The organism is Leclercia sp. M-A074-M (assembly GCF_965195605.1).
Taxonomy (GTDB): Bacteria; Pseudomonadota; Gammaproteobacteria; order Enterobacterales; family Enterobacteriaceae; genus Enterobacter.
On sequence record NZ_CBDAHM010000007.1, the window covers coordinates 187,889 to 200,568 of the forward strand.

General features: G+C 56.0%; 9 protein-coding genes and 1 other annotated feature. Of the genes, 5 read left to right on the plus strand and 4 right to left on the minus strand.

The features are described from left to right. Nucleotides 1–166: 166 nt before the first annotated feature. Nucleotides 167–3,307 (minus strand): multidrug efflux RND transporter permease subunit AcrB, encoded by a 3,141-nt coding sequence (gene acrB / locus ACOKCT_RS15685; RefSeq protein ID WP_103178504.1) that lies wholly within the window; start codon nt 3,305–3,307, stop codon nt 167–169. Between the two features lie 22 nt (nt 3,308–3,329). Then, a complete protein-coding gene (acrA, locus tag ACOKCT_RS15690; protein WP_156654007.1) occupies nt 3,330–4,523 on the minus strand; it encodes a multidrug efflux RND transporter periplasmic adaptor subunit AcrA in 1,194 nt (397 codons plus the stop codon). Between the two features lie 142 nt (nt 4,524–4,665). Here acrA and acrR point away from each other — a divergent pair, with 142 nt between their 5' ends. Further along, the gene (acrR, locus tag ACOKCT_RS15695) at nt 4,666–5,319 is read left to right on the plus strand and encodes a multidrug efflux transporter transcriptional repressor AcrR (RefSeq protein ID WP_103178506.1); all 654 of its coding nucleotides are present in this window, start codon (nt 4,666–4,668) and stop codon (nt 5,317–5,319) included. Between the two features lie 110 nt (nt 5,320–5,429). Further along, nucleotides 5,430–8,777: a mechanosensitive channel MscK gene (gene mscK, locus ACOKCT_RS15700; protein ID WP_103178507.1), complete on the plus strand. Its 3,348-nt coding sequence runs from the start codon at nt 5,430–5,432 to the stop codon at nt 8,775–8,777. 29 nt (nt 8,778–8,806) lie between these two features. Here the strand turns inward: mscK and rsmS are convergent, their stop codons facing one another. Both rsmS and priC read right to left on the minus strand, forming a co-directional pair. Further along, on the minus strand, nt 8,807–8,965 hold the full coding sequence (gene rsmS / locus ACOKCT_RS15705; RefSeq protein WP_103178508.1) for a pleiotropic regulatory protein RsmS: 159 nt from the start codon (nt 8,963–8,965) through the stop codon (nt 8,807–8,809). A gap of 12 nt (nt 8,966–8,977) precedes the next feature. Then, entirely contained in the window at nt 8,978–9,505 is a 528-nt protein-coding gene (gene priC / locus ACOKCT_RS15710; RefSeq protein WP_103178509.1) for a primosomal replication protein N'', read from the minus strand. 50 nt (nt 9,506–9,555) lie between these two features. On the opposite strand from priC, the gene ACOKCT_RS15715 reads away from it, so the two are divergent. The 3 genes from ACOKCT_RS15715 (at nt 9,556) to dnaX (ending at nt 12,646) form a co-directional block, all read left to right on the plus strand. Then, complete coding sequence (locus tag ACOKCT_RS15715; RefSeq protein ID WP_103178510.1) at nt 9,556–9,924, plus strand: DUF454 family protein; 369 nt, start codon at nt 9,556–9,558, stop codon at nt 9,922–9,924. 152 nt (nt 9,925–10,076) lie between these two features. Further along, the gene (apt, locus tag ACOKCT_RS15720; RefSeq protein WP_010428187.1) at nt 10,077–10,628 is read left to right on the plus strand and encodes an adenine phosphoribosyltransferase; all 552 of its coding nucleotides are present in this window, start codon (nt 10,077–10,079) and stop codon (nt 10,626–10,628) included. Nucleotides 10,629–10,717: 89 nt separating this feature from the next. Beyond that, complete coding sequence (gene dnaX / locus ACOKCT_RS15725) at nt 10,718–12,646, plus strand: DNA polymerase III subunit gamma/tau (protein WP_103178511.1); 1,929 nt, start codon at nt 10,718–10,720, stop codon at nt 12,644–12,646. Then, nucleotides 11,976–12,040 (plus strand) — a sequence feature (DnaX frameshifting element). Its footprint overlaps the gene before it by 65 nt. Nucleotides 12,647–12,680: the final 34 nt, after the last annotated feature.

The following is a 12,680-nucleotide window of genomic DNA, read 5'->3' on the forward strand; positions in this document are numbered from 1 at the left end:
GCAAAAATTTGGGAATTTCTGTAATAGAACCAGGTTAAATAGGATAAGCCGTTTAAGGGTGACATTAAATATATAAACCCTCAATAAGCTAATTTTATGATTTTTAATTGTTGAAAAAAAGGCCGCATATGCGGCCTTTTTAACGGTTAAACCCGGATGGGGGTCATCACACCGGATGATTGTGTTCGGTTTCGTCGTTCTTACGGCTGAAACGGCGACGTACGACCACGAAGAACACCGGCACGAAGAAGATTGCCAGGATGGTTGCGGTCACCATCCCGCCCATTACACCGGTACCTACGGCGTTCTGTGCACCGGAGCCTGCACCCGAGCTAATAACCAGCGGCATAACGCCGAGGATAAAGGCCAGCGAGGTCATCAGAATAGGACGCAGACGCATACGTACCGCCTCCAGCGTCGCTTCAATCAGGCCTTTCCCTTCTTTATCCATCAGATCCTTGGCGAATTCGACGATTAATATCGCGTTCTTCGCCGACAAGCCAATGGTTGTCAGCAGGCCCACCTGGAAGTAAACGTCGTTATTCAGGCTACGGAACGTGGCGGCCAGCAGGGCGCCGATAACGCCGAGCGGAACGACCAGCATAACCGAGAACGGAATCGACCAGCTCTCATACAGCGCCGCCAGACACAGGAAGACCACAATCAGCGAGATAGCATACAGGGCAGGGGCCTGGTTGCCGGACAGCCGTTCCTGGTAGGACATCCCCGTCCAGTCGTAGCCGATGCCCGCTGGCAGTTTACCTGCCAGTTCTTCCATCAGGTTCATGGCCTCACCGGTACTTCTGCCCGGTGCCGCCTGACCCAGGATCTCCATGGATGGCAGACCGTTGTAACGTTCCAGACGCGGCGAGCCGTATTCCCAGCGTGAAGTGGAGAAGGCTGAGAATGGCACCATCTGTCCGTTGCTGCCGCGCACATACCAGTTATTGATATCGCTCGGCAACATACGGTACTGCGCTTCAGACATCACGTAGACCTTCTTCACGCGACCGCGGTCGATGAAGTCGTTGACGTAGCTACCGCCCCAGGCTGCGCCCAGCGTGGTATTGATGTCACTGATAGAGACGCCCAGCGCCTGTGCTTTTTCCTGATCGATATCCACTTTGAACTGCGGTGTATCTTCCAGGCCGTTCGGACGAACGCCAACCAGCAGGTCAGGGTGCTTCGCAACTTCGCCAAACAGCTGGTTACGCGCCTGAGTCAGTTTCTCATGGCCCAGACCACCCTGGTCGATAAGCTGGAAGTCAAAGCCGGTTGCCGTACCCAGTTCAACAATCGCTGGCAGGTTAAAGGCGAAGACCATCGCATCTTTAATCTGCGAGAAAGTGCCCATCGCACGACCCGTAATGGCCTCAACTTTGTTCTCGTCGCCTGGACGCTCAGCCCAGTCTTTCAGAGAGACGAAGGCGATACCGGTGTTCTGGCCACGACCCGCAAAGCCAAAGCCGTTAACCGCAAACACCGATTCAACGTTGGCTTTCTCTTTGTTCAGGTAGTAATCCGTGACCTCATCCAGCACTTTCTGGGTACGTTCCTGGGAAGCACCTGCAGGCAGCTGAGCCATGGTCAGGAATACGCCCTGGTCTTCATCCGGCAGGAACGAGCTTGGCAGACGAACGAACAGGTAAGCCATGCCGACCACGATGATGATATAGAGCAGCAGATAACGACCGGTGCTGCGCAGGATGTTGCCCACGCTGTCGGTGTAGTGGTGCGTGCTCTTATCGAACATACGGTTAAACCAGCCGAAGAAGCCTTTTTTGTTCTCGCCGTGATCGCCTTTTGCCACCGGTTTCAGCATGGTGGCGCACAGGGCCGGCGTCAGGATCAGTGCCACCAGAACCGACAGGGCCATCGCGGAAACGATAGTGATCGAGAACTGACGATAGATCGCACCGGTAGAACCACCAAAGAAGGCCATCGGGATAAATACCGCCGACAGCACCATGGCGATACCGACCAGAGCGCCCTGGATCTGGCCCATGGATTTACGGGTCGCCTCTTTCGGCGGGAGTCCCTCTTCGGACATCACACGCTCGACGTTTTCGACCACCACGATGGCGTCATCCACGAGCAGGCCGATCGCCAGCACCATCCCGAACATCGTCAGGGTGTTTATCGAGAAACCAAAGGCCGCCAGGATCGCAAAGGTCCCGAGCAGAACCACCGGTACGGCGATGGTTGGAATCAGCGTCGCACGGAAGTTTTGCAGGAACAGATACATCACCAGGAAGACCAGGATGATCGCTTCTACCAGCGTTTTCACCACTTCGTGGATGGAGATTTTCACGAACGGCGTTGTGTCATACGGGTAAACGATTTTCAGGCCTGACGGGAAGAACGGTTCCATTTTCTTCAGTTCGGCACGGATCGCCGTCGCGGTATCCAGGGCGTTGGCGCCAGTCGCCAGTTTAATCCCCAGACCGGATGCCGGCTGGCCGTTAAACTTCGCGATCACGTCATAGTTTTCACCACCCAGTTCCACCTTTGCCACGTCGCGCAGGCGAACCTGGGAACCGTCCGGATTCACCTTCAACAGGATCTTACTGAACTCATCCGCAGAGGTCAGACGGGTCTGGGCGATGATCGAGGCGTTCAGCTGCTGGCCTTTAACCGGCGGCGTACCGCCTAACTGACCGGCTGCAACCTGGGCGTTCTGCGCTTTAATGGCGTTAATCACGTCTACCGGCGTCAGCTGGAAGTTGTTCAGTTTGTTCGGATCCATCCAGATACGCATCGCGTACTGAGAACCGAAGAGCTGAACGTCACCGACACCAGAAGTACGGCTAATAGCGTCCTTCATGTTGGCGCCCACGTAGTCGGAAATATCCTCCTGCGTCATGGTGCCGTTGGTGTTGATAACGCCGACAACCATCAGGAAGCTACTGGAGGATTTCTCCACGCTCACACCCTGCTGTTGTACTTCCTGCGGCAGCAGCGGCATCGCCAGCTGCAGTTTGTTCTGTACCTGAACCTGGGCAATGTCCGCATCCGTACCCGACTCGAAGGTCAGGGTGATCTGAACAGTACCGGTTGAGTCACTGTTGGAGGACATGTACATCAGGTTATCGATACCGTTCATGTTCTGTTCGATAACCTGCGTGACGGTGTCCTGCACCGTTTTTGCATCAGCCCCTGGGTAGGTTGCGGCGATTGAAATTGCTGGCGGCGCAATGGTTGGATATTGCGCGACAGGCAGCTTCAGGATCGCAAGTCCCCCGGCTAGCATGATGATGATGGCGATCACCCACGCGAAAATGGGGCGATCGATAAAGAAATTAGGCATGTCTTAACGGCTCCTGTTTAAGTTAAGACTTAGGTTGTTCTGACTGACCGCCTGCTGAGGCTTGCTGTTGATTGTCAGACGTGACCTCTTGCGCTTTTACCTTGGCGCCTGGGCGAACTTTTTGTAATCCGGTAATGATGACGCGATCGCCATCTTTCAGACCGTCAGTCACCAGCCATTTGTCACCAATCGCCTGGGTTGCCTTGATCTGACGAACTTCGACTTTGTCTTCAGCGCCAATCACCATCGCACTGGCATCGCCGCGCGGAGTACGGGTCACGCCCTGCTGTGGCACCAGCAGTGCGGTTGGGTTGGTCCCTTCTTCCAGGCTGGCGCGAACGAACATACCCGGTAACAGCGTATGGTTCGGGTTCGGGAAGATGGCGCGCAGGGTAATCGAACCGGTGGTCTGATCGACCGTTACGTCTGAGAACTCCAGGCTGCCGGTCTCCGGGAATTTGATGCCGTCGCTGGTGACCAGCTCAACTTTCGCTTTGCCGTTTTCCTGCTTCAGGGTGCCGTTTTCCAGCTCCTGTTTCAGACGCAGGAAATCGTTGCTCGACTGGGTGACATCGACATAGATCGGGTCCAGTTGCTGCACGGTTGCCAGCGCAGTGGTCTGGCCGTTCTGTACCAGCGCACCCTCGGTCACCGCGGATTTACCAATACGGCCGCTGATAGGGGAGGTCACTTTAGTATAGGCCAGGTTGATACGCGCGGTTTCAACGGCAGCCTTCGCAGCGACGACCGCAGCGTTAGCCTGCTGGGCATCCGCCTGCGCACTGTCATATTCCTGTTGGCTGATGTACTGCGTACCCAACAGTTTCTGATAACGGTTGACGGTCAGCTGGGCAATTTTTGCAGCAGCCTGCGCTTTGGCCAGATCGCCTTTCGCGCTTTCGTAGTTCGCCTGATAGGTTGCAGGATCAATCTGATACAGAGACTCGCCCGCTTTAACATCACCGCCTTCAGTAAAATTACGTTTCAGAATGATGCCACTCACCTGTGGACGCACTTCAGCAATACGGTAAGCGCTGGTTCGGCCGGGTAATTCTGTTGTCATCTGGAGAGGTTCGGTTTTGAGCGTCACGACACCAACTTCTGGCACCTGCTGCGCTCCTTGTTGAGCCTGTTTTTCGTCACATCCTGTAAGCGCTAAGCTGCCTGAGAGCATCAGAACGATCGCCAGAGGCGTTAACCCTCTGTTTTTGTTCATATGTAAACCTCGAGTTTCCGATTTCAAATTGATCAATGGATCAAGCGTCCACAAACCCATTGCTGCGTTTATATTATCGTCGTGCTATGGTACATACATTCATAAATGTATGTAAATCTGGCTCCTGTAAATTCACCTGCGCATGGCACGAAAAACCAAACAACAAGCACTTGCAACACGCCAACACATCCTTGATGTCGCTTTACGCTTGTTTTCGCAACAGGGGGTCTCCTCCACCTCTCTGGCTCAGATTGCTCAGGCGGCTGGGGTTACCCGGGGAGCGATTTACTGGCATTTCAAAAATAAGTCAGATTTATTTGGCGAAATTTGGGAGCTGTCAGAATCCAGTATTGGGGATCTTGAGACTGAGTATCGGGCAAAATTCCCTGGCGATCCACTCTCAGTTTTAAGAGAGATTCTGGTCTATATCCTTGAGGCGACGGTTATAGAAGAGCGACGCCGTCTGATGATGGAGATCATCTTCCATAAATGTGAATTCGTTGGGGAAATGGCGGTGGTGCAGCAGGCGCAGCGCAGCCTCTGTCTGGCCAGTTACGACCGAATCGAACAAACCCTGACGCACTGTATTAAAGCCAACATGCTCCCGGCTAATCTGCTGACCCGTCGCGCCGCCATTCTGATGCGCAGTTATATTTCCGGCATTATGGAAAACTGGCTGTTTGCTCCCCAGTCTTTTGATCTGCAACGTGAAGCCCGTGATTATGTCGCGATCCTGCTGGAGATGTACCAGCTCTGTCCCACGCTACGGGCGCAGCCTGAGCCGCTCCTGGCCTGACGCCCAGGAATTATCCGGGAGCCATCAGTTCACGCTATTTTGCTTTCGACGGCCGTGATATTCTTCACGCCGGTCATCCCGGTCATTCATCACACAAATTACACACTACTATGTCGCACTACACACGCCAATCGCATCCTGTTTTTGCCTTTATTTTGCTTCTCTTTTTTGCCTTACTGGCTTCCCCGGTTGCGTTTGCACGTGGTGATAACACCAGTGATACGCCAACCCGGGCAGATATTCAGAGCCAGCTTGATGTCCTGAACAAACAAAAAGAGCTCACTCCGCAGGACAAGCTGGTACAAAAAGACCTGACGGAAACCCTCGAGACTATTGATAAGCTTGAGCGGATCAAGGCCGAAACCACACAGTTACGCCAGAAAGTGGCCCAGGCGCCGGAAGCGATGCGTAAGGCGACCGAAAGCCTGAATGCGCTAAGTGATGTGGACAATGATGAAGAAACCCGCAAAACGCTGGCCACGCTCTCATTACGCCAGCTGGAACTGCGCGTATCGCAGTTGCTCGACGACCTACAAACCGCCCAGAGCGATCTCTCAACCTACAACAGCCAGCTGGTTTCCCTGCAAACTCAGCCGGAGCGCGTACAGAATGCAATGTATGCCGCCTCTCAGGAGCTGCAGCAGATCCGCAATCGCCTGAACGGCACCACGGTGGGCGAGGCGGCGTTACGCCCCACGCAGCAAACGTTGCTCATGACGCAGCAGCTTCTGCTGAATGCCCAGATCGAACAGCAGCGCAAGAGCCTGGAAGGCAATACCGTCCTGCAGGATACCCTGCAAAAACAGCGCGACTACGTCACCGCGAACATCAACCGTCTGGAGCACCAGCTGCAGCTGCTGCAGGAGGCGGTCAACAGCAAGCGACTGACCCTGACGGAGAAAACGGCTCAGGAAGCGGTAAACCCGGATGAAACCGCGCGTATCCAGGAAAATCCGCTGGTGAAGCAAGAGCTGGACGTTAACCACCAGCTCAGCCAGCGCCTGATTAAAGCCACTGAAAACGGCAACACCCTGGTTCAGCAGAACATTAAAGTGAAAAACTGGCTGGATCGCGCCCTACAGTCCGAACGCAATATTAAAGAGCAGATTGCCGTCCTGAAAGGCAGCCTGCTGCTGTCGCGTATCCTTTATCAGCAGCAGCAGACTTTACCTTCTGCCGATGAGCTGGAGGACATGACCAACCGCATTGCGGATCTGCGCCTGGAGCAGTTTGAGGTCAACCAACAGCGCGATGCCCTGTTCCAGAGCGATGCCTTCGTGGCGAAGCTGGAAGAGGGGCACAAGAGCGAGGTCAATGGAGAGGTTCACGATGCGCTGTTGCAGGTGGTGGATATGCGCCGCGAACTGCTTGACCAGATGAATAAACAGCTGGGTAATCAGCTCATGATGGCCATTAACCTGCAGATCAACCAGCAGCAACTGGTGAGCGTATCCAAAAGTCTGCAGGAGATCCTCACCCAGCAAATCTTCTGGGTGAACAGCAATAAACCGATGGACTGGGACTGGATCAAATCCTTCCCGGGCATGCTGAAAGATCAGATTAAGGGGATGAAAATCTCTGTTAACTGGGAAAAAGCAGGCCCTGCGGTGGCGTTTGCTTTCCTGGCGGGTCTGCCGCTGTTGTTGATTGCCGGCCTCATTCGCTGGCGTCTTGGCTGGCTGAAAAAGTATCAGGCGAAGCTGGCGCAGGAAGTGGGGCAGTTGCGTAATGACAGCCAGCTTCATACCCCAAAAGCGATTCTTATCGATCTGATCCGCGCCCTGCCGGTCTGTCTGCTGATCCTCGCCGCCGGCCTGATCCTGTTCACGATGCAGCTCAATATCAGCGATCTGCTGTGGGCCTTCAGCAAAAAGCTGGCGCTGTTCTGGCTGGTCTTTGGCCTGTGCTGGAAAGTGCTGGAGAAGGATGGCGTGGCGGTGAGCCACTTTAATATGCCTGCGCAGCTGACCAGCCACTGGCGCCGCCAGATTGTGCGCATCAGCCTGGCGCTGTTGCCGCTGCACTTCTGGTCGGTGGTGGCGGAGCTCTCTCCGCTCCATCTGATGGATGATGTGCTGGGGCAGTTTGTTATCCTGCTTAACCTGCTGCTGATCAGCGTCCTGATGTGGCCGATATTCCGTGACAGCTGGCGTGACAAAGAGTCGCATACCATTCGTCTGGTGACGGTCACCGTACTCTCTATTATTCCTATCGCCCTGATGGTGCTGACGGCCACCGGCTATTTCTATACCACCCTGCGTCTGTCGGGTCGCTGGATTGAAACCGTCTATCTGGTGATCTTCTGGAACCTGCTCTATCAGACCGTGCTGCGCGGGCTGAGCGTTGCCGCCCGCCGTATTGCCTATCGCCGCGCGCTGGCGCGTCGGCAGAATATGGTGAAGGAGGGGGCCGAAGGCGCTGAACCGCAGGAAGAGCCGACCATTGCCCTGGAGCAGGTTAACCAGCAAACGCTGCGTATCACCATGCTGGTGATGATAGCCCTGTTCGGCGTGATGTTCTGGGCGATCTGGTCTGATTTAATCACCGTCTTTGCCTATCTCGACAGCATTACGTTGTGGCACTACAGCGGCACCGAAGCGGGTGCGGCGGTGATGAAAAATGTCACTATGGGCAGCCTGCTGTTTGCACTGGTCTCGTCGGTGGTGGCATGGGCCTTGATCCGCAACTTACCCGGCCTGCTGGAGGTACTGATCCTCTCGCGCCTGAATATGCGTCAGGGGGCCTCCTACGCCATTACCACCATCCTGAACTATGTGATTCTGGTGGTGGGCGCCATGACCGTCTTCGGTTCGCTCGGGGTGTCGTGGGACAAACTGCAGTGGCTGGCGGCGGCGTTGTCGGTGGGCCTTGGTTTCGGTTTGCAGGAGATCTTCGGTAACTTCGTCTCCGGCCTGATTATTCTGTTCGAACGTCCGGTGCGAATCGGCGATACCGTCACCATCGGTACCTTCTCGGGCACCGTCAGCAAGATCCGTATCCGCGCGACCACCATCACTGATTTCGATCGCAAAGAGGTGATCATCCCGAACAAAGCGTTCGTCACCGAGCGGTTGATTAACTGGTCACTGTCGGACACCATCACCCGCGTGGTGATCCGCATCGGCGTGGCTTACGGTTCCGATCTGGAGATGGTGAAAAACGTCCTGCTGAAAGCGGCGATGGATCATCCAAAAGTGATGCACGATCCGGAGCCAGCCGTCTTCTTTACGACCTTCGGGCCGAGCACGTTAGATCATGAGCTGCGTCTGTACGTGCGTGAACTGCGCGATCGCAGCTACACGGTGGATGAACTGAACCGCACCATCGAACGTATGTGCCGCGAGAACAACATCAATATCGCCTTTAACCAGCTGGAAGTGCATCTGCGCAATGAAAAGGGCGACGAGCACACTGAAGTGAAACGTGACATTAAGGGTGACGATCCGACCCCGGCGTGATGTGCCCCCTCGCTCTGGCCTTCTCCCTTTCAGGGAGAGGGCAGGGGGGAGGGCAATTTCCCTTCAAAATCCCGCTTCACAATCTCCAGCGCTTTCAGCACTGTTTCAGTGGGGATGCCATGGTTCTCCAGCAACATGATGAGGTCGACGGCCAGCTTGACTTCGTCGGGGGCATTTTCCAGTGACACACACTACTCCTGTTAACGGGTCAGACGCGCGATAACGCGTTCAATATCATCCAGTGCCTTACGACAGCGTTCAAGCCGTCCTTCCAGGGCTGTGATTTCGCGCATCAGCATCTGCTGTTCTTCCAGCGTTTCGGCCTGATTCAGCCGCGCCGCGCGCGCCTTTTTCATTTCACATAGCCGACGTTCAAACTCCTGGTGTTCCAGACGCTTGCGCTGCCATTTTGTGGTGCCGGCAGAGGAACTGTCCCAGACGCGTAGCGGCCAGGCGGCAATCTCCCGATGCAGGGCGGCAATCTGTTCCGCCAGATGACCGGCGAGCCAGGCCACCTGCTCAGATTGCCCCTTTTCCACGGCGTGACGCAGCTCATCCAGGTTGTGCTGGGCTTCATCCAGATAGGCATTCATCACCGTGCTGCGGGTGCGAAACAGCTGCCGGTCAAAGCGCGGCTTCAGCGTGGCGTGCTGCATCAGCGGTGCGGCCTGCGTGCGCAGGGCCGACAGCTGATTTTGCAGCGTTTGTAAAAGCAAGGCTGTTTTCAATCCGCACTCCAGTGGTACAGTAGCCGTTCAGTTTGATACCGATTCGCATTATGCAGCGTACTATTCTAATCATCATTGGCTGGCTTGCGGTAGTGCTCGGCACGCTGGGTGTCGTTTTACCCCTCCTGCCGACTACCCCTTTTATATTGCTGGCGGCGTGGTGCTTCGCCCGCTCCTCGCCGCGTTTTCACCACTGGCTGCTCTACCGCTCATGGTTTGGCGGCTATCTGCGTCACTGGCAACAGTACCGTGCAATGCCGCCCGGGGCTAAGCCGCGGGCCATTGCGCTGATCCTGGTGACCTTCGCCATTTCATTATGGCTGGTCAAAATGATGTGGGTACGGATCCTGCTGCTGGCGATCCTCACCTGCCTGCTCATTTTCATGTGGCGGATCCCCGTTGTTGATGAAAAGCAATAATCATCAGACTGGCTGTTGCATTTCTTGTGCGCAGCCAGTAAATTCGACCGTTTTCGAGCACGGGCGGGCCTGGTTAAAGGTTAAACAATTGTTACTTTGACCAACCCTTTATCCGCTCCGTGAGTAACACCGTTTTCATCAGGCATCCATTTATGACCGCAACTGCGCAGCAGCTTGAATTTCTTAAAAACAGCATCAAAAGCATCCAGGATTATCCAAAGCCTGGCATTCTTTTCCGTGATGTCACCAGCTTGCTGGAAGACCCAAAAGCGTACGCGCTCAGCATCGAACTGCTGGTTGAGCGTTATAAGAACGCTGGGATCACCAAAGTTGTAGGCACCGAGGCCCGTGGTTTCCTCTTTGGCGCCCCGGTTGCGCTGGCAATGGGCGTGGGTTTTGTACCGGTGCGTAAACCGCGTAAACTGCCTCGCGAAACCATCGCCGAGAGCTACGAGCTGGAGTACGGCACCGACCAGCTTGAGATCCACGTTGATGCGATAAAGCCAGGCGACAAAGTGCTGGTGGTTGACGATCTGCTGGCCACCGGCGGCACCATTGAAGCGACCGTGAAGCTGATCCGTCGCCTGGGTGGCGAAGTAACCGATGCGGCCTTTATCATCAACCTGTTCGATCTGGGCGGTGAACAGCGCCTCGAAAAACAGGGCATCACCAGCTACAGCCTCGTGCCATTCCCGGGACATTAATCCTCCCGCCCGCAACCTCGCCCAACGGGTGAGGTTGTGTTAGCATTACCCCCCTGAATATCCACCTTCCAGCGTTGCAGAGCCTGCCCATGAGTTATCAGGTGTTAGCCCGTAAATGGCGACCCCAAACCTTTGCTGACGTTGTCGGCCAGGAACATGTGCTGACCGCCCTGGCGAACAGCTTATCGCTAGGACGTATCCACCACGCCTGGCTTTTTTCCGGCACCCGTGGCGTCGGTAAAACCTCTATTGCCCGTTTGCTGGCGAAAGGCCTTAACTGCGAAACCGGGATCACCGCCACGCCGTGCGGCGTGTGTGATAACTGCCGTGAAATCGAGCAGGGGCGCTTTGTCGATCTGATTGAGATCGATGCCGCATCACGCACCAAAGTCGAAGATACCCGCGATCTGCTGGATAACGTCCAGTACGCCCCGGCGCGTGGCCGCTTCAAGGTCTATCTGATCGATGAAGTGCACATGCTGTCGCGCCACAGCTTTAACGCCCTGCTGAAAACGCTGGAAGAACCGCCTGCACACGTTAAATTCCTGCTGGCGACCACCGATCCGCAAAAGCTGCCGGTCACTATCTTGTCCCGCTGTCTGCAGTTCCATCTGAAGGCGCTGGACGTCACGCAGATCCGCGATCGGCTCGAATATATCCTGAATGAAGAGCAGGTTGCCCATGAACCGCGGGCGCTGCAGCTGCTGGCGCGTGCCGCAGATGGCAGCCTGCGCGATGCGCTCAGCCTCACGGATCAGGCGATTGCCAGCGGCGAAGGCAAGCTGACGACCCAGGCGGTGAGCACCATGCTCGGCACGCTGGATGACGATCAGGCGCTGTCGCTGATTGAAGCGGTTGTCGAGGCCAACGGCGAGCGGGTGATGGAGCTGGTCAACGCCTCAGCCTCACGCGGCGTGGAGTGGGAAGCCCTGCTGGTAGAGATGCTCAGCCTGCTGCACCGGATCGCGATGGTGCAACTCTCCCCGGCGGCGCTGGGCCCGGATATGGCGGCCATAGAACAGCGGATGCGCGAGCTGGCCCGCACCATTCCGCCAACGGATGTACAGCTTTACTACCAAACCCTGTTAATTGGTCGTAAGGAACTGCCGTTCGCGCCCGACAGACGTATGGGGGTTGAGATGACCCTGCTGCGCGCGCTGGCGTTCCATCCGCGCATGCCGTTGCCGGAACCCGAGGTGCAGCCACAGTCTTTCGCACCGGCCGCGCCGACGGCGGTTATGTCACCGCAGCAGGTGCCTGTACAGCCGGCAGCGCCATCGCCGCAAAATGTGCCGCTGTCGGACGCCACCAGTTCGGTGCTTGCTGCCCGCAGCCAGCTACAGCGCGCGCAGGGAGCACCCAGACCAAAAAAGAGTGAACCGGCAGCGCCTGCAAGAGCGCGGCCGGTAAATAACGCCGCGCTTGAACGTCTGGCTTCGGTCACGGATCGTGTCCAGTCGCGTTCGGCATCGGTCACTTCTGAGCCTAAGGCGCCGGTTAAGCAAGAAGCCTATCGCTGGAAAGCCACCACCGTCACCGAAGAGGTGAAGGTGGAGATTGCCACGCCGAAGGCGCTGAAAAAGGCGCTGGAGCATGAGAAAACGCCGGAGCTCTCCGCGAAGCTTGCGGAAGAGTCGCTTGTGCGCGATGCCTGGGCAGCAGAGGTCAGTAAACTGAAGCTGCCGAAGCTGGTGGAGCAGGTCGCGCTCAACGCCTGGCGTGAGCAGGAGGGCAACCGCATCTGCCTGCATCTGCGTCCGGGCCAGCGTCACCTGAACTCGGCGAGCGCGCAGCAGGTGCTGAGTGAGGCGCTCTCCACATTACAGGGCGCGCCGGTTGAATTGACTATCATTGAAGATGATAATCCGGCGGTCCGTACCCCGCTGGAGTGGCGTCAGGCCATTTATGAAGAGAAGCTCGCGCAGGCGCGTGAGGCGATTATCGCGGATAATAACATTCAGACCCTGCAGCGTTACTTCGATGCAGAACTGGATGAAGAGAGTATTCGACCCATTTGATCGTGAGTCTGACTTACGGTTGTTATCTTTAACG

What these genes read in the sequence shown, in the direction of transcription:
- acrB (WP_103178504.1), bottom strand. Translation starts at nt 3,307, where the DNA reads ATGCCTAATTTCTTTATCGATCGCCCCATTTTCGCGTGGGTGATCGCC.
- acrA (WP_156654007.1), bottom strand. Translation starts at nt 4,523, where the DNA reads ATGAACAAAAACAGAGGGTTAACGCCTCTGGCGATCGTTCTGATGCTC.
- acrR (WP_103178506.1), top strand. Translation starts at nt 4,666, where the DNA reads ATGGCACGAAAAACCAAACAACAAGCACTTGCAACACGCCAACACATC.
- mscK (WP_103178507.1), top strand. Translation starts at nt 5,430, where the DNA reads ATGTCGCACTACACACGCCAATCGCATCCTGTTTTTGCCTTTATTTTG.
- ACOKCT_RS15715 (WP_103178510.1), top strand. Translation starts at nt 9,556, where the DNA reads ATGCAGCGTACTATTCTAATCATCATTGGCTGGCTTGCGGTAGTGCTC.
- apt (WP_010428187.1), top strand. Translation starts at nt 10,077, where the DNA reads ATGACCGCAACTGCGCAGCAGCTTGAATTTCTTAAAAACAGCATCAAA.
- dnaX (WP_103178511.1), top strand. Translation starts at nt 10,718, where the DNA reads ATGAGTTATCAGGTGTTAGCCCGTAAATGGCGACCCCAAACCTTTGCT.